The sequence below is a fragment of the Rahnella sp. NRRL B-41462 genome (assembly GCF_003263525.1).
Taxonomy (GTDB): Bacteria; Pseudomonadota; Gammaproteobacteria; order Enterobacterales; family Enterobacteriaceae; genus Rahnella; species Rahnella aceris.
Window position 1 is genome coordinate 1 of the sequence record NZ_JYDF01000007.1, and the last position, 17,482, is coordinate 17,482.

Genomic DNA, 17,482 nt, shown 5'->3' on the forward strand with positions numbered 1-17,482 from the left:
AGGCGGGTTTCTTTAAATATGGTGCCCGGACTCGGAATCGAACCAAGGACACAGGGATTTTCAATCCCTTGCTCTACCGACTGAGCTATCCGGGCAACGGGGCGCATTAAACCGTATCGGGCATGTGCCGTCAACGGCTTTTTGTGACAACCGCGGGGTTCGTCAACCGACTGATGCTTTTTACGACAATTTGACGATTTAACTTAGGGTTCAGGCCGCTTACCCCGTTCGTACCCGGCAATAATCCCGAAAAGCGCGGAAATTCCGGGCGTAATCCATGTCGCATTCTGTAAGAAATTCGCGCAATGTTCAGGGTTGAACAGGGGGGTAAAAGATGCCATTATTGCGCCGATTTATTAAACAACTCTGATCCCGTTTTCACGCGACAGCTCAAGAGGGTTGCGGCATGGCTGGTTTATCACATCGCACTGTTCGTCAGTGCACAAACAATCTGATGATGATCTCCGGGTGCTGTAAACACCACGATTTCAGTTTTCCTCCATTTGTAGTCTCTTTCATGCGGTAAGGCTACCGTTTGCTCGCTGTCAGGCATTATTAAAAACAGAGAATAAAACAGAGCAGTTCTCTGATTTTAATGTTGTCTATCAGACGTGGCCTGGCCTGAAACCCGATTTGTCACCACTTTGCCATACCGGCATTGTTCTGTTGCACTCGATATCTCGCTTTAGCCAACGTCATTTGCCGGGCTGGACTCTGCGCTCTATACCTTTAATGACGTATGCGCCAGCTCATTGCCGTGCCACCTGGCACACCCTCTTACTTAACCGTTTGAGAGCCTGAATGAAACACTTAAAACTTGCAGCAAGCGCTTCCGTCGCCCCTTATCTCCAGACAGCACGTCTGGTCGTTGACCTGCGTCGCGCCGATTACGCGGACGTTGCGGCCATCATTATTTCTGTCGGTGACCTGAACCACGGCAGGCTGGCGGATATTGAAACGCTGGGATTTGGTATTCCCGCGTTTGTTGCGGTGCAGGGTACAGAGCAGATTTCACCTGAGTTTCTGCCGTTGCTGAAAGGCGTAATCACGCTATCGGACGCCAATCAGGCATTTTATGCCGCGCAGATTGAGTCTGCCGCACAGGTTTATGAAGAAGCCTTATTCCCGCCGTTTTTCGATACGCTGAAAAAGTATGTCGAGATGGAGAACGCCACTTTCGCTTGTCCGGGGCATCAGGGCGGCGAGTTTTTCCGTCGTCATCCGGCAGGGCGCCAGTTTTATGATTTCTATGGCCCGAATATTTTTCGCTCCGACATGTGTAATGCGGACGTCAAACTGGGCGATTTACTGATCCACGAAGGTTCAGCGAAAGATGCCCAAAAGTATGCGGCTAAAGTCTTCAGCGCGGATAAAACGTATTTCGTGCTCAACGGCACGTCTGCGGCCAATAAAGTCGTCACCAACGCGCTGCTGACCCGCGACGATCTGGTGCTGTTCGACCGTAATAACCACAAATCAAACCATCACGGTGCGCTGTTGCAGGCGGGCGCTACGCCGGTTTATCTCGAAACAGCACGTAATCCGTTCGGTTTTATCGGCGGCATTGATGCGGCTTGTTTCGATGAAACTTATCTGCGAGCACAAATCAAAGAAGTGGCGCCACATCGCGCGACTGAAAAACGTCCGTTCCGCCTGGCGATTATCCAGCTTGGTACTTATGACGGTACCGTGTACAACGCGCGTCAGGTGGTCGATAAAATCGGTCATCTGTGTGATTACATCCTGTTTGATTCCGCATGGGTCGGTTACGAGCAATTCATCCCGATGATGAAAGAATGCTCGCCGCTGCTGCTGGAGCTGAACGAAAATGACCCTGGCATTATCGTTACGCAGTCGGTACATAAGCAGCAGGCCGGATTCTCGCAGACCTCGCAGATCCACAAAAAAGACAATCACATCAAAGGCCAGAAGCGTCATTGCAGCCATAAAAAGCTCAACAATGCGTTTATGATGCATGCCTCGACCAGCCCGTTTTATCCGCTGTTTGCCGCGCTTGACGTCAATGCGCGCATTCATGCCGGTGGCAGCGGAAAACACATGTGGATGGAGTGCGTGAAGCTTGGTATCGAAACCCGCAAAATGCTGCTTGATCAGTGCTCGATGATTTTACCGTTCGTTCCTCCAACCGTCGGCGGCAAACGCTGGCAGGATCATGAAACCAATGAAATGGCCAACGATGTGCGTTTCTTTGATTTTGTGCCGGGTGAACGCTGGCACGCCTTCGACGGTTATGCCGAGAAACAGTATTTCGTTGATCCGTGCAAGCTGCTGCTGACTACGCCGGGCATTGATGCTTCCAGCGGTAAATACACGGAGTTCGGCATACCGGCGACCATTCTGGCGAACTATCTGCGCGAGAATGGCATTGTGCCGGAGAAATGTGACCTGAACTCGATTTTGTTCCTGCTTACCCCGGCGGAAACACCGGCCAAAATGCAGTTACTGGTGGAAGAGTTGGTGCGGTTTGAGCAATACATCGAAGAAGATGCGCCGCTCAGCGAAGTGCTGCCGACGGTGTATCGCAAAAACGAAGACCGCTACCGGAATTACACCATCCGCCAGCTGTGCCAGGAAATGCATAATCTCTACGTCAGCTTTGATGTGAAAGAGTTACAGAAAGAGATGTTCCGTGAGAGGAGTTTCCCGAAGGTAGTGATGAATGCGCAGGATGCGCATAACGAGTTTATCCGCGATAACATCGAGCTGGTGGCAATTGGTGATGCCGAAGGCCGTATCGCTGCGGAAGGCGCGCTGCCATATCCTCCTGGCGTGCTATGTGTCGTGCCGGGCGAACTGTGGGGCGGGGCGGTTCAGCGCTATTTTATGGCGCTGGAAGAAGGTATCAATCTGCTGCCGGGTTTCTCCCCAGAATTGCAGGGTGTGTATATTGAGAAAAAAACGGTCGGCTGGAAGCGCGTGATGGGGTATGTGGTTTCTGCGTAATTTGCTGTAAAAAATAAATTATCCGCTTGCTGGTTTTCAAATAATGGGGAGGCAATAACCTCTCCATTATTTATGATATTGATATGCTTTGTGAATGTTTTATTGTTTCAAGTATTGCCATTAATATAAATAGTCTGTGTTAGTTTGTTTGATTATTTGTTTGTGTTATTAATTACAGAGAATAATTCGTTTTTTGTATGCTTTGTGTGATATTAATTGTACGTGTTATTTTCATGTTCTTCCTCTCAACTTTCAAATCAAACTTGTTTCCAGATGTTGCTTTTTACTTTCCGTTCCTATAAATTGCCAAGCTTACTTCAACTGTTAAAATAAAAACTCCATGGAAAAGGATGTTAACGGGATGTACGGATTTTTATTTGTCACCCCTATCATTTGTTTTATTTTTTTACTGGCGGCCAGGGCTGTAAGTATTAAATTAAAACTGGTCGACAAGCCTGATTACAGAAAAAAACACAGCAGTAATATTCCGCTGGTAGGCGGCATTGCTATCTATCTCACGGTGGTAGTAATAAATTTACTTTTTTTTCCTTCCGTTGCGCACAATAATGCTTTTCTGATGAGTAGCTTCCTTCTGGTTTGTATCGGTGTTCTTGACGATCGCTATGCTCTTTCAGTATTTCTTCGCGTGATTGTTCAGGCGGCAGGTGCAATTATCATTATGTCTGACGGCGTATATATTAGCTCTTTCGGCAATTTGTGGAACAATTACGAGCTTAGGTTGGGGATCTTAAGTTTCCCCGTCTCATTGCTGGCTGTCTGGGCATCAGTTAATGCTTTCAATATGATAGACGGAATTGACGGGCTGTTAGGCGGGTTAAGTATTCTTTCATTTACGGGATTGGCAATCTGCTTTGCTGTGGCAGGGAAAATACCTATGGCGCTGTACTGTCAGCTTTTTATTGCGGCAATTGTTCCTTTCATTATCCTGAATGTCAGCTGTTCCAGGTTGAAAGTTTTTATGGGAGATGCGGGGAGTACATTCCTTGGGTTTACGGTTATCTGGGCTATCATGCTGGCCACCGGGGAATATAACGCCGTGATGGCACCTGCAACCGCAATCTGGTTGATCGCTGTCCCACTGATGGATCTGGTTGCGGTGATGTTTGGGCGTCTCATCCGAAGACATTCTCCTTTCAAGCCAGACAGAACGCATCTGCACCACTTGCTCATAAATTATGGTTTCTCCAATAAAAAAACTCTCAGTATTATTCTTCTTGGCTCTTTTTTGATGAATGCATTTGGTATCGGATTAAATATTCTTAAAGTAAATGAACTGCTGTCTTTATTTTTATTCTGCCTGATTTTTGTCATCTATTGTTTTGTTCGTCACTGGCTGGCGATTCATACAAAATATTCAGAAGTCTCCCCGGGAGATGAGAATAATAATGAAACCATAGAAATATCAGTACAATAAACACGACGATAAACGATCTGTTATTGTCGTCGGCATTTATACTAATTTATAGATATTTTTAAATTCTGCTTTTTTTAAGCGGAGACTGGCTAATATTAAATTTTTTGTAAAGGACTTATTGGTGATTTTATTATTCTAATGGATGTCTACAACATCCATGGGCGGTAGCGTGAAAAAATACTCAATGCTATCGCAATATTTATCGATCCCTAAATTGAGTAACAATATTCCCTCCAGACTCCTTGTGAAGATTTTGCTAAAAACAACACCATTAAATCTACTCCCCATGAAAATAAACGGTTAAAACGTTATGAAAGTTAAGATTGTTACTATTCCACTCATCATATTTGTAGTATCGCTTTGTGGATGTTCGTTATCGCCTGGTATCGGTATAAGTACTTCGGGTAAAAATGTCGTGGAAGAAAACGGCCCTTATCAGGATATTAATGCAATGGTCGATATTTATCCCATCACGCCTAAACTGGTGGAGTCACTTGTTCGTCACCCTGCCATTGCGACAGTCAATAGCGACCTTGATTCACGTGTTAACAAGTACCAGTACTATGTTGGCATCGGCGATATATTAACAATTACGGTATGGGATCATCCTGAACTGACGACACCTGCCGGTCAGTATCGAAGTGCCGGCGATGCCGGGAACTGGGTTAACGCCGAAGGTGCCATATTTTACCCTTACATAGGGATGGTCAACGTGGCAGGCAAAACGACCTCTGAAATTCGTCGTGATATTACCGCCAGGCTCACCCAATATATTCAATCGCCGCAGGTCGATGTCAATGTTGCGACGTTCCGCTCGCAGAAAGTCTATGTCACCGGTGAGGTGGAAAAATCCGGTCAGTTAGCTGTCACTAACGTTCCCATGACCATTATGGACGCAATTAATCTGGCGGGGGGATTAAGTGAAAATGCGGACTGGAATAATATCGTGTTGTCGCATAATGGCGAGAAATCTCTCATTTCACTGCAGTCTTTAATGAAGCATGGAGATATGCGGCAGAACCGTTTGCTTGAGCCGGGAGATATCCTGTATGTCCCGAGAAACGACGAGCTGAAAGTGTTCGTGATGGGCGAAGTGAAAAAGCAAACGACACTTCGCATGGATCGTAGCGGCATGACACTGACCGAAGCCCTCTCTAATGCCGAAGGCATGGATCCGTTAACGTCGGATGCCACAGGGGTATTTGTCATCAGAACCCTGAAAGGGGATGCTAAAAAGAAAATAGCGAACATCTACCAGTTGAATGCAAGCGATGCTACGGCACTGGTGCTGGGAACCGAATTCCAGCTTGAGCCTTACGATATTGTTTATGTGACGACAGCTCCGCTGGCTAAATGGAACCGTATTATCGGACAATTATTGCCAACCATTACCGGGGTTCATGATCTGACGGAAACTGCCCGTTATATTCGAAACTGGTAAGAAAAGGTGATATTTAATTCTATCCTGGTGGTGTGCGTGGGGAATATATGTCGCTCACCGATTGCCGAAGCCTTGATGAAACAATGTCTGCCTGAAAAAAATATACAGTCGGCAGGCTTATCTGCGCTTAAGGGACAAAGGGCTGATCACATGGCAAAAATGGTGGCAGAACGCCACGGGATATCACTGGAAAATCATAAGGCGAAGCCGTTCACACCAGAAAGGGGTAAGGAGTTTGATCTTATTCTGGTGATGGAGCGGACACATATCAGTGCCATCACTCATTCTTTACCCGAAATCAGAGGGAAAATTATGCTGCTGGGCCACTGGAATCAGCGGAAAGAAATTCCCGATCCTTATGGAAAAGATATGGAAGCATTTGATTATATATTCTCTCTTATAAAAGAGTCAGTATCTGGCTGGAAGGCTGCTTTAAATTATCAGGGTTTAAAATGATTGGAAAAATGACGGGTCAGTCAGGAAATAAATGTATCCCGGACGAGTTTGATTTACGTAAAAATATGGGCGCTATCATTGATAAAAGATACATTATTATTGTGATTACCTTTATTTTTGTCTTTGTCGGTTTGTTATATGCCTTTTTATCATCTCCGGTTTATCATGCTGACGCTTTAGTTCAGGTCGATCACTCAGGTGAAATCGACATGATGAGTAATATCTCGCAATTATTGCCGGCGAAATCGCCTGTTTCTGCAACAGAAATGCAACTGGTTACCTCTCGGGCAATCCTTGGAGAAACGGTTGCTAAACTGAATCTGGATACTGAAGTTCGTTTTATCAGTTTCCCCATCATCGGAGAGGCGATACGACGTTACTCACAGCCTGGAGTACCGCGGATCGCGGTGGATATCTTTGAGCCACGCAGAGGTGTTATCGGAGGTTCTTATACGCTTGAAATTCTCAATGATGCTGAGTATCAGATAACGTCACCGTCCGGTACTACCATATCTGGAACGGCAGGGAAGATGCTGGAAACTCCTGAATTTCGTATCGAAGTGAACGAAATACATGCTCTTAAGGGAGATAAGTTTTCTGTTACCAAAGTTGAAACACTCAAGGTCATTGAGGAGTTACGAGCTAATGTCAACGTCATCGATCAGGGCAAAGATACCGGTATTTTGACTATTAGCTACAATGGCAGGGATCGTAAACAAATTAAGAACATCCTTCAGACAATCATTGATTGCTATGCTCGTCAAAGTATTCACCGAAAAGCGGAAGAAGCGGAGAAAAGTCTGGAATTTATTAAGAGTCAGCTTCCGCAGGTAAAAAACAATCTCGGAATCGCGGAAACGAAATTAAACGCCTTCAGAAGCCGTAACAATTCCGTAGATTTACCGATGGAAGCAAAATCAACTCTCGATAGCATGGTGCAACTCGATGGTCAGATTAATCAGCTTATCCTTAAAGAAACCGAAATTTCAAAGTTATATACAACACAACATCCGGCTTATTTAGCATTGATTGAAAAAATCCAGGTTCTGAAAGATGAAAAGAAAAATCTGAATGAAAAAGTCAGCACCTTACCTCTGACGCAACAGGAAGTCGTCAGATTGACGCGTGATGTCCAATCGGGCCAGCTCGTTTATATGCAGTTGTTGAATAAGCAGCAAGAACTTAAAATCAGCCAGGCAAGTACTATTGGCTCTGTCAGAATTATTGACAGTGCCGTCACAGGATTAAAACCGGTTAAGCCTGATAAAGTCCTGGTAATATTTATCTTTGCTTGCCTGGGATTGATTTCATCAGTTGGATTTATACTGGCACAGGTCTCATTACAGCAGGGTATCGACTCCGCAGAAATACTTGAAGATATCGGACTTAATGTCGTTTCAAATGTGCCTCTGTCAGAGTGGAGGAATAATCACTATTCTCATTCTATGAGTGATACTCGGCCTGTTAGTTTGTTAGCACTTGAAAAAGCATCAGATATTGCGATAGAAGCTCTGAGGAATTTAAGAACCAGTTTGTATTTCTCGATGATGGAAGCTCGTTCAAATGTGTTGATGATCTCCGGTGCCACTCCGGAGGTAGGGAAAACATTCATCAGCTCCAACCTTGCAGTGGTAGTGAGTCAGGCTGACAAGCGGGTCTTATATATTGACTGTGATATGCGAAAAGGATATGCGCATCGGATCTTCGATATTAAGAACGTCGGATTAACCGATGCGATTACGGGTTCAATCACATGTCAGGAAGCTGTTCAGAGTACTAAAATCCCCGGACTGGATATTATCACTCGCGGGAAGTGGTCAAAAAACCCTTCAGAGCTTTTGCTGCGTAAGCAGTATCACGATCTTATTCATTGGGCCTCAGACAATTATGATTTCGTCATACTTGATGCGCCACCAGTCCTTGCGGTAAGCGATGCCGTTATTATAGGTAGGTATGCAGGTATTTCTATGCTGGTCGCTAAATTTGAGCAGAGCACAGTGCGTGAAATAGAATCCGCAATCAGAGTATTTAACAGAAATAATATTGATATTAATGGAGTGATACTCAACGCAGTAGTTAATAAACCTTCAGGGTTTTATAACTATGGTAAAAAAGAAATATATGAATATCATTCGCCTGAAACATGAGAGTTTACCACTGAGTTTTGATATTGCAGGGGTTAACAGAGATTCTTATTTTTGACAATCAAGACTGAATCACGATGCTTATCATGCCAGTTAGTGAAAAATAATGAGAAAGATATTCAGTGATAGTATTATTTATGTCGGCGGGGAACTGATTGTAAAAATCTTCCCCTTCCTTCTTCTCCCTGTTCTCTCACGTGCTTTAGGCCCTGAGCAGTATGGGAAAATATCCTTATTTAATGCCTATGTCGCGGTCTTTTTTGTCTTCATTGGACTAAACGCATCTGCCGCAATAATTAAGTACGAATATACGCAAGAAGATTACAACTCGTCAGACTATTTCTTCTCCTCTGTCATTATATCATCCGTTGTCTTTATCCTTTGCGTTGCTGGGGTATATGCTTTTTATCCGAGTGATATAATTATTCTTGCCGCGATTGCGGGATATTTTCAATGTATTTATACAAACCTCGTATCGATTAATCAGTCCAGGAGAGAAGCGAAGAAATACATGACTGCTCAAGTCCTTAATGCAGCAATGTCATTCGTTATCACATTATTGTTCCTGTACTGTTTTAAGGTAAGCTATGAAATCAGGGTTTACGCGATTATTCTTGGTTTCCTGATTTCAATATTTATTTCTTCATGGTCCAACAGAAACTGGCTGAAGCAGGCCGATTTTTGTTTTGATACCGTTAAAAAAACATCATCACAATTGCTACTTTTTGGTATTCCACTCATTATTCATAATATGAGCTTTCTGGCCCGGTCAGGACTGGACAGGATTATGATCAGTAACTATTTTTCCAGCTCCACGCTGGGAAATTACTCTGCATCATTTCAGTTAAGCGTAATTATTACTGTGGTGCTGATGGCCCTGAATAAAGCATTAACACCTCATCTGTACAGTCAGTTGAAAAATAATAAAATCAGCCGTAAACACTTTACACTGATCTTCGTTGGGTATTTTTTTATGAGCACACTGGTAACCATTGTGGCACAGTTAATTCCCGAGGGAGTATACAATCTGGTGGCGGGTGAGGAGTATAAGGACGTTAAACGATTTGTAGTCATTATGGTACCTGCATTTTTATCGCAGGGGTTCTATCTGATTATGGCATCGACTTGTTTTTTTCATGGGAAGAGTAAAGCAATTTCTTATTGTACTTTTACAGGTGGGGTTATCCATTGTGTTATATTATTCTTGGTCTGTAAGTTTATGAACGTGTTTTCTGTACCATGGGTATTGTTTTTCTCAAATAGTTTTGTTGCTTTGCTGATGTATATAACTGTGTTCAGGCCTGTGACAGAGAGCGACCAGTGAGGTAACAGTGAATATTAATTTTAAACGTGGTGTTATTTACCTTTGTTTGATGATGCTCACTTCTGTAAGTATAACACATCTTATTTTTGATGCCCGTGATGCTGCAGGCGTGGTGATTTTTACTTTGACCGCGTTGAGCATTCCCGCGATTACCATTCCAGGGGCCCGGTATAATTATTTGATCATTGCGGCATTACTATTTTCTGCTATCTATACTTTTTATTGTATTAATTTTTTTAATATTTTCCCCGGGATAGATGCCGTACGATATTATAATTTTTTACTGTCAAATAATTCGCTGGGTGAAATTTTATCCGGTGCTGTGGCGAGAATGGCCACAATGCATGAGAACGGCATGACTGAAGGGCCGGGATCCTTCTTTATTTTCGGGGTGCCAGTTCAAATATTTTATAGTTTGATGCCTGCCAAAGATCCATTTTATATTGTTATTTTCAATTGTATGTTTAAATTGATGAGCATCGCGGCAATGAGTCGATTATTTTCTAATGTGAGTTCAGTTGATTTTCGCTGTGTTCTGATATCCCTGATTATTGTTTCTCCAACGTTTAATTATTTTTCTTCAGTTTTTGGTAAAGATATATTCATTCTCTTTCTGACAATCCTTCTGGCTTTGGCGTTAGTCGATTTTTGTAAGACGCAGGGGAAAGTGATGCGATTATTAAAGGCCGTTGTGATACTGATGCTGGCTGGCTATTGTTTCCTGCTCCGACCTTATTCTCCCGTAACGGCACTTCTGTATGTGGTTTTTACTCTGGAATATTACCGGGCAATGAAGTTCATCACGTTAGGGGCTTTTTTTATTCTCATGCTGGCCGCATTTTTCAAATCTATTCTGCTGATTATTAACTGGCCAATGATTTTTGCTTTTATGTATATGGCCCCTAACCCTGCGCAGTGGATGAATTATGAAGGGTTTACATTACTACCTGCGCTCTGTGTCATTGTGACTTTAGTTCTTCTTATTATCAGGACAATAAAATATACCACACTCATTTTGGACTCCAGACTGATGTCATCGATTATGTGTGTCCTGATTTATTCTGCCGTAATGACGTTGGTTGGGTTCTACGCTATCCGTACCGATTATACTTTTGGAAGCGTGGGGGATGCCGTTTTCAGAAAACAATTGCTAATTATGCCACTGGTTATTTTCTCCATATTGCTTTATTTAAGAACCTACGCCTCAGGGACATCAGATGAAGAAAATTAAAGTTGTACACCTGTTAGGTCAATTGGATATCGGTGGGATTGAAAGCTGGCTTTTTGATTTTGCGATAGAAACCTCAGGAAGTATTCAACACACCTTTATCGTCGATAAGCCCCATAAAGGGTTTTACGAAGATGCTTTATTAGCTATGGATTGCAAAATAATACATATTCCTTCTTATAAAAAACCGCTGAAATACCTGGCTGCCTTATTCTCCGTTTTCAGGAATAACAAATATGACGTCTGTCATAGTCATGTCAGCTTCAATAATGGTTTCGTGGCGTACATTGCTAAAAGGTGTGGAATAGCACGGATTATTTCCCATGCTCATTCAGATCGAACGCTGTACTACCAAAATGCTGGTCCGATAAAACGCATTGAAATTAGTTTCAAAATTCTCCTGGCTAAGCGTTATTCAACCTGTTGCGTCGCGGTAAGTGAAGATTCAGCGCGTTGCCACTATAAAACAGGGGCGCCTGTGGTCAATATTATTCCCTGTGGCAAAGATTTCCATCGTCTTGTGTCTACTGCTCCCACCAGCCTTAAACATGATCTGGGCATTGCTGAAAGCACGTTCGTATTGGGAACCGTCGGGCGAATGGAATCCGTCAAAAATCACAAATTCCTGCTTGAAATACTGTCGCAATACCGGGATCAAGATGTGTGTTTACTGATTGTAGGTGAAGGAAGTTTGCGAAAAGACTTGCACAAAAGGGCCGTGGAGCGGGGTCTCGCTGACAAAGTTATCCTGACCGGCGCAAGAAATGATGCATTGTTAATTTTACGCGATGTTATGGATGTGTTCCTGTTCCCGTCGCTGCACGAAGGTCTCGGGCTTGCGGCTATTGAAGCTCAGGCTGCCGGATTACCGGTCATCGCGTCCTTGCACGTTCCGCGGCTTATTGATGTGACTGAGCGTATTTCCCATCAGTCACTCAGCGATCTCTGCGCATGGACGTCAGAGATTGATGTATTGATGACTCAGTCAGCAACGAAAAAAATCAATACTGATGTAATAACAGGGCGCTTTTCAATCGGGCAGAATGCGGCAGAAATATTGAGGTTATATGCCTGAAAATATTAAAACTGGCCGTGCGTCTTTTCGTCGCTGGCGGGGAGTTATTCTTGTTTTATGTGCCATAACGTCTCTTTTACCGCAAATTTTCCGCGCTTATCTTCTGGATGTCTTCTCCGGTTTTCCCGGAAGAATCGGGGTAGGGATCCGTTATATTCTTATTCGTACGCTGGTAAAAACGTGCGGAGAGAATGTCTATATCGGACGATGGTGCGTATTCAAAAATCCGCAAAACCTCTCACTGGGTAGTAATATCAGTTTTCATGAACGTGCTTATGTTGATGCTGCCGGAAATATTTCTGTGGGCAGTGATGTATCGTTTGCACATTCTGTTTCGATCATCTCCTTTGAACATCGTTACGAATTGTGCGGACAGCCCTTTAAATATCAGTCGCTCGACCTGAGAAATGTTTGTATTGCTTCAAATGTATGGGTGGGATGCGGAGTAAGGATCCTGGCAGGTTCGGTCATTGATTCTGACGTCGTGGTAGCGGCGAATTCTGTTACCAAAAAACACCTTACGGCGGGGGTGTATGCTGGATCCCCTGCAATGAAAGTTAAGGAATTACCATGAAAATGGTTTTTGCGCATGACCACTATTTTATTCATCACGATGAGAAAGTATATTCTCCTGGTAAACTTCCTTATTCTGCTTTTGCCCGGTATTTTCATCATTTTAATGAAATAATAGTTTTATCTCGTTATAAAAGTGATTCCTCATTTTCGCCGCACTGGACTCTGGCCAGCGGCGATGGAATGGTTTTCAAAAAAATAGAAAATCATTCCTCTTTGAAGTCTGTGTTATTACCCTCCCGTAAAAATGTCATCGCAATTAAAGAAGCTCTCAGAGGCTGTGATGGCGTTGTGATCAGGTTACCCAGCGAAACAGGTCTTATTACCGCAAAGCTTGCGCGGCAGATGAATATTCCTTATGTCGTTGAGGTGGTCGCGTGCCCCTGGGATGCGATGGTCGGATACGGCTCATTGAAAGGATTACTCTATGCCCCGGTATTAACCTGGCGAGTGAAGCAGGCGATTAAAAAAGCCTGGGGTGCTATTTATGTGACAGGCAGTTTTTTGCAAAAACGCTATCCCAACAGACATCATGTAGTGTCTGCTTCTAACGTAGAATTATTGCCGACTTCGGCTTATGTTCTTAATCAAAGGCTGCATAAAATCACTGCGTCTTCCAGCGGGCCTTTCAAAATAGGTATGATTGCTTCTCTTGACAGTCCACACAAAGGTTTTAATACCCTTTATCAAGCAATTTATCGGCTAAAAAACAGAGGCTTTTCGATCGTTCTTGAAATCACGGGTGCGGGAAGTAAATTCAAGAATATTAAAATGATTGATGAATTATCCCTGCGTGACAATATTATTTTCTCCGGACCAAGGACGCCGGGGAAAGACATTTTTTCATTTCTTGATACTGTCGATCTCTATGTGCAGCCGAGTAATCAGGAAGGGTTGCCACGGGCTGTGATAGAGGCCATGTCGCGAGCCTGCCCCGTGATCACCAGTTCTGCCGGAGGAATGCCTGAGTTATGTCAAAGCGAATATTTGCATAAGCCCGATGATGCCAATGGGTTGGCAAAAAACATTGAGAAATTACTGAATAACCGTCATGAAATGTTAATGATGGCGCACTACTCGTTTAATAAGGCGCGTTTTTATCAACCTGAGTTATTAGAAAGAATTCGCTTTGATTTCTTCAGCCACTATAAAGATTATTTGCTTTCCCGCAGGAGCGCTTAGGGTGCAACATCCTCTTTGTTTTTGTTGCGTCGTACTGATAGTGCTGATGAGCGGCTCTTTATGTCGGGCTGAGACAGTCATCATTGACTGCCTGATTACGCCTGACATTTATCACTTTTTTAAAGAGAGGGAAATAAAAAATACGCAGATTAAAATAATTCACCCTGGCTGTTTCCTCAGTCATCCTCTCTTCATTGACAGCAATACCTCGCTTTCCGGTGAAAAAAGTGCGCAAATTCAACAGACTTTTACCTTACCGGATACTGTTGGCGTGATAAATATTTCTTCGGGCGATAGCACAAGGGCTGTCAGTAATGTGCAAATTTCGGGGGTTTATTTTATTGGCGGCGCAGAAAAAAACGGCTTTGCAGAACATGATCCTCTGATCAGTATATTCAATGCGCACGATGTTACGCTTTCAAATTTAAACCTCACAGGGTTTCGTGGCGATGGAGTTTATGTCGGGCAGGGGAATGTTGTTTCAAACCACCATATTGTGATAAGAAACGTCATCTTTGACGGCGTTAACTTCAGTAACCGTAATGGCATTAGTATTATTGACGGGCATGATATCCTTATTGATGGAAATCGCTTTACCCGTATTTCACGTAAAGGAATGCCAGGCAGCATTGATCTGGAACCTAACACTTCGCTTCAGCGCATTTATAACATTATGATCAGTCGTAATCATTTCACTGATGTGCATGGAATGGCTGCTATTGTGATAAGCCTGAGGCATGCGGGAGGGACTGTTCCTGATAACGTCACGATCAAAGGTAATATCTTCGACAAGGTTGTCAGAGGTATTCTCATCAAATCGGCAATTCCTAAAATTCATGTTAATAATAATTTTCACATTTTTGATAATCGGAGTTCATCTGCAAGTAAAGGAGATTACAGCATTTGTAATGTCAATGCTGCGACAGGTAACAATCTTCCTGCAATAGAAAAGTATTCTGATTCATGCTGGAAATCTTTAAGGATAAATCAGGATGTATTGCAATAAGAGTTGAAAGTTATTTTCTGCCACAAAAAGGAACTATAATTTTGAATGGAATCGATAAGAAAAACATCATCGCAATCACCGCCAACACCAGTTGGTATCTTTATAATTTTCGTAAAAATACTATTCTTGCTCTGTTAGAGAGTGGCTATCAGGTTATAGCCATCTCACCTGTGGATGAATATACTCACCGGCTTGCTGAACTGGGATGTAAAACCGTTTCAGTGAAAATAGACTCTGGTGGGACTAGCATTATTAAAGATTCTATTACTCTGCTTTCGTCCTGGTATGTATTACGTAAAGAAAAAGTGGATGTCATTCTGAATTTTACACCTAAAAATAATATCTACTTTACGCTCGCAGCAAAGGTATTGAATATTCCAGCCATTAATAATATCGCCGGACTGGGCAGTGTTTTCATGAGCAAAGGGATGGTAAGGGTAATCTGTCAGCACCTGTATCGGTTCAGCCAGCGCTACGCGGCCAAAATATTTTTTCAAAATGAGGATGACCGCGAATTATTCCTGACTGAAATGCTGCCTGATTACTTACATACCGAACGTTTACCGGGTTCTGGGGTTGATCTGGTTCGTTTTAATGTGACACCGGCACCCGACGATGATGTCGTGCGTTTCACCCTGATTGCACGCATGCTTTATTCCAAAGGGGTTGAGCATTATGTTGAAGCCGCACGTAAACTCAAGAAGCGTCATGGTCAACGCTGCGAATTTCGCTTGTTGGGATTTCTGGATGTTAGCAATCCGGCAGCGGTGAAGACTGAGCGTATGGCCGCCTGGATTGAGGAAGGTAATATTCTATATCTGGGGACATCCGATAATGTTGAGCAGGAAATCGCGCAGGTTGATTGTATTGTGCTGCCTTCTTTTTATCGTGAAGGCGTGCCGAAATCATTACTTGAAGCCGGAGCGATGGGAAAGCCGCTGATTACCACCCGTAATATTGGCTGTCAGGATACGGTAGATGACGGGATAAATGGCTTTCTGTGTGAGCCGCAAGATACGGACTGCTTAACGCGGGCGATGGAGCGGCTCATTAATATGACTCATGTGCAACGCCTGGAAATGGGTAATGAGAGCAGGAAAAAGATGGTCAGGGAGTTCGATGAAAAGATCGTTATTTCCCGTTATCTGAAGGCGATCGAACAAGTCTTGCCCTGAAACGGCGGCTATTCTGCCTCCGCTTCAGGGCTATTTGCTGACAAAATGTTAATCCACGCGGCGATAGCTGCGCTGAGTATTGTTCACTTTATACAGATAGCGGCGCGATTCCCCGGACGGATGTTTGGTCGTCAGGGTGGTGTAGACATCGCCCGGTGACATATTGTTGATGATGTTAAACGCCTGAGTTTTATTACTTGAGAACACGCGCAACACGCTGCCCGCCCCACCATTATAAGCAGTAATCACCGCATAACGACGCGATGTCGGGTTGCTGATATTCCCCAGATACACGTTTTGCAACATCGCCAGATACGCGGTGCCGGTATTAATATTATTCTGCGGATCAAACAGATAGCTGCGACTCGGCTTGCCCCATTTCCCTTCGGATTTGAACACATCTACGCCTGCGGTGTGCTGCACAACCTGCATCAGACCCAGCGCATCAGCATTACTGACCGCATACGGGTTAAAGGCCGATTCTGTTTGCATGATCGCCAGTATCAGCGACTGATCGACACCATATTTCGCGGACGCTTCCCGGATCATCGGCAGGTATTTATGCGCACGCTGATTCAGGTGGTTTGGCACCATCTGAATCGTCACGGAATAAATCACGTGCAGACCGGACTGACGACGCATCAGCTTGTTCTGGATCAGATAGTCGGCAAAGCTGGCTGCGCGGCCTTCCCAGCGGATTGGCTGACCGGTGTTGTCGAGAACCTGACCGTACAACATCGGTTCACGGCTGATCTGGATATCGTTGACGTCTGAATAGAGATCAACGTTACCCGGGTCATCGCCCACCAGTAAGGTGCTGATAATTGCCTTACGCAGGCTGGCGGCCGGATCGGTGCCTGAAATGGTTTCGAGGGTGATGGTACCCGCATCAAAGTTGATGTGGCTGCGGGTGTAATACTGATCGCTATATTTCACGTAGTCTTTCGGACCCGCGATCAGCACTTCATTTATGCCCCAGATGTTTTCGATGTTATGGGCGAACTGCCCCATCAAAATATCGAATCCGTTGGTATCTTTCACATAAGCTTCGTTGAACTGGTTTTTCTTACTGCCGGAGCAGGAGATCAACATTGGCGCGATAATCAGCAAAGCTAAAATTTTCTTCATCTTACAAGCCGTTTCTGCTGAAAGAAGCAGGCGCCCGGAGCGCCTGCCTTAATGTTTCAACCATTGTTACAAATGATTATTTTGATGGCGGGGTGTAGCCTTCGATATGAACGTCCTGACCTTCAAACAGAAAATTCACCATTTCCTGTTCCAGCAATTTACGGTCATCCGGGTTCATCATGCTGAGTTTCTTTTCGTTGATCAGCATGGTCTGTTTGGCCATCCACTGTGACCAGGCTTCTTTGGAAATTTCATTGAAAATACGTTTGCCAATCTCGCCAGGGTACAGCTGGAAGTCTTGCCCTTCGGCATCGCGCTTGAGAAAGGTGCAAAAAATCGTTCTGCTCATGC

Annotated in this window: 14 protein-coding genes and 1 tRNA gene; 12 read left to right on the forward strand and 3 right to left on the reverse strand. The window is 44.0% G+C overall.

Translation table 11 applies throughout. The features are described from left to right. Window positions 1–19: 19 nt before the first annotated feature. Window positions 20–95: transfer RNA gene (locus UC14_RS02210), tRNA-Phe, on the reverse strand. A gap of 706 nt (window positions 96–801) precedes the next feature. Here UC14_RS02210 and speF point away from each other — a divergent pair. The 12 genes from speF (at window position 802) to UC14_RS02270 (ending at window position 16,003) form a co-directional block, all read left to right on the forward strand. Continuing rightward, a complete protein-coding gene (gene speF / locus UC14_RS02215) occupies window positions 802–2,964 on the forward strand; it encodes an ornithine decarboxylase SpeF (RefSeq protein ID WP_013576854.1) in 2,163 nt (720 codons plus the stop codon). A gap of 340 nt (window positions 2,965–3,304) precedes the next feature. Beyond that, the gene (gene wecA / locus UC14_RS02220) at window positions 3,305–4,399 is read left to right on the forward strand and encodes a UDP-N-acetylglucosamine--undecaprenyl-phosphate N-acetylglucosaminephosphotransferase (RefSeq protein ID WP_223509105.1); all 1,095 of its coding nucleotides are present in this window, start codon (window positions 3,305–3,307) and stop codon (window positions 4,397–4,399) included. A gap of 310 nt (window positions 4,400–4,709) precedes the next feature. Then, window positions 4,710–5,840, forward strand: a complete 1,131-nt coding sequence (locus UC14_RS02225; protein ID WP_041673164.1) for a polysaccharide export protein — start codon at window positions 4,710–4,712, stop codon at window positions 5,838–5,840. Between the two features lie 6 nt (window positions 5,841–5,846). Then, window positions 5,847–6,296, forward strand: a complete 450-nt coding sequence (locus UC14_RS02230) for a low molecular weight protein-tyrosine-phosphatase (RefSeq protein ID WP_112197157.1) — start codon at window positions 5,847–5,849, stop codon at window positions 6,294–6,296. Further along, window positions 6,293–8,443 (forward strand): polysaccharide biosynthesis tyrosine autokinase, encoded by a 2,151-nt coding sequence (locus UC14_RS02235; protein ID WP_112197158.1) that lies wholly within the window; start codon window positions 6,293–6,295, stop codon window positions 8,441–8,443. The genes UC14_RS02230 and UC14_RS02235 overlap by 4 nt, the downstream gene beginning before the upstream one ends. 103 nt (window positions 8,444–8,546) lie before the next feature. Further along, window positions 8,547–9,764, forward strand: coding sequence for an oligosaccharide flippase family protein (locus tag UC14_RS02240; protein ID WP_112197159.1), 1,218 nt, complete (start codon window positions 8,547–8,549; stop codon window positions 9,762–9,764). A gap of 7 nt (window positions 9,765–9,771) precedes the next feature. After that, window positions 9,772–10,995: a hypothetical protein gene (locus tag UC14_RS02245; RefSeq protein ID WP_112197160.1), complete on the forward strand. Its 1,224-nt coding sequence runs from the start codon at window positions 9,772–9,774 to the stop codon at window positions 10,993–10,995. Next, the gene (locus UC14_RS02250; RefSeq protein ID WP_112197161.1) at window positions 10,982–12,067 is read left to right on the forward strand and encodes a glycosyltransferase; all 1,086 of its coding nucleotides are present in this window, start codon (window positions 10,982–10,984) and stop codon (window positions 12,065–12,067) included. Before UC14_RS02245 ends, UC14_RS02250 begins: the two co-directional genes overlap by 14 nt. After that, the gene (locus UC14_RS02255; protein WP_112197162.1) at window positions 12,060–12,641 is read left to right on the forward strand and encodes an acetyltransferase; all 582 of its coding nucleotides are present in this window, start codon (window positions 12,060–12,062) and stop codon (window positions 12,639–12,641) included. The genes UC14_RS02250 and UC14_RS02255 overlap by 8 nt, the downstream gene beginning before the upstream one ends. Beyond that, window positions 12,638–13,822, forward strand: a complete 1,185-nt coding sequence (locus UC14_RS02260) for a glycosyltransferase (protein WP_112197163.1) — start codon at window positions 12,638–12,640, stop codon at window positions 13,820–13,822. Before UC14_RS02255 ends, UC14_RS02260 begins: the two co-directional genes overlap by 4 nt. Window position 13,823: 1 nt before the next feature. Continuing rightward, a complete protein-coding gene (locus UC14_RS02265) occupies window positions 13,824–14,828 on the forward strand; it encodes a right-handed parallel beta-helix repeat-containing protein (protein WP_112197164.1) in 1,005 nt (334 codons plus the stop codon). A 41-nt stretch (window positions 14,829–14,869) separates the two neighbouring features. Further along, complete coding sequence (locus UC14_RS02270; RefSeq protein WP_112197165.1) at window positions 14,870–16,003, forward strand: glycosyltransferase family 4 protein; 1,134 nt, start codon at window positions 14,870–14,872, stop codon at window positions 16,001–16,003. Window positions 16,004–16,051: 48 nt separating this feature from the next. On the opposite strand, the gene mltC is transcribed toward UC14_RS02270, so the two are convergent. After that, window positions 16,052–17,131, reverse strand: a complete 1,080-nt coding sequence (gene mltC, locus UC14_RS02275; protein WP_013576842.1) for a membrane-bound lytic murein transglycosylase MltC — start codon at window positions 17,129–17,131, stop codon at window positions 16,052–16,054. A gap of 76 nt (window positions 17,132–17,207) precedes the next feature. Continuing rightward, complete coding sequence (locus UC14_RS02280) at window positions 17,208–17,480, reverse strand: oxidative damage protection protein (RefSeq protein WP_013576841.1); 273 nt, start codon at window positions 17,478–17,480, stop codon at window positions 17,208–17,210. Window positions 17,481–17,482: the final 2 nt, after the last annotated feature.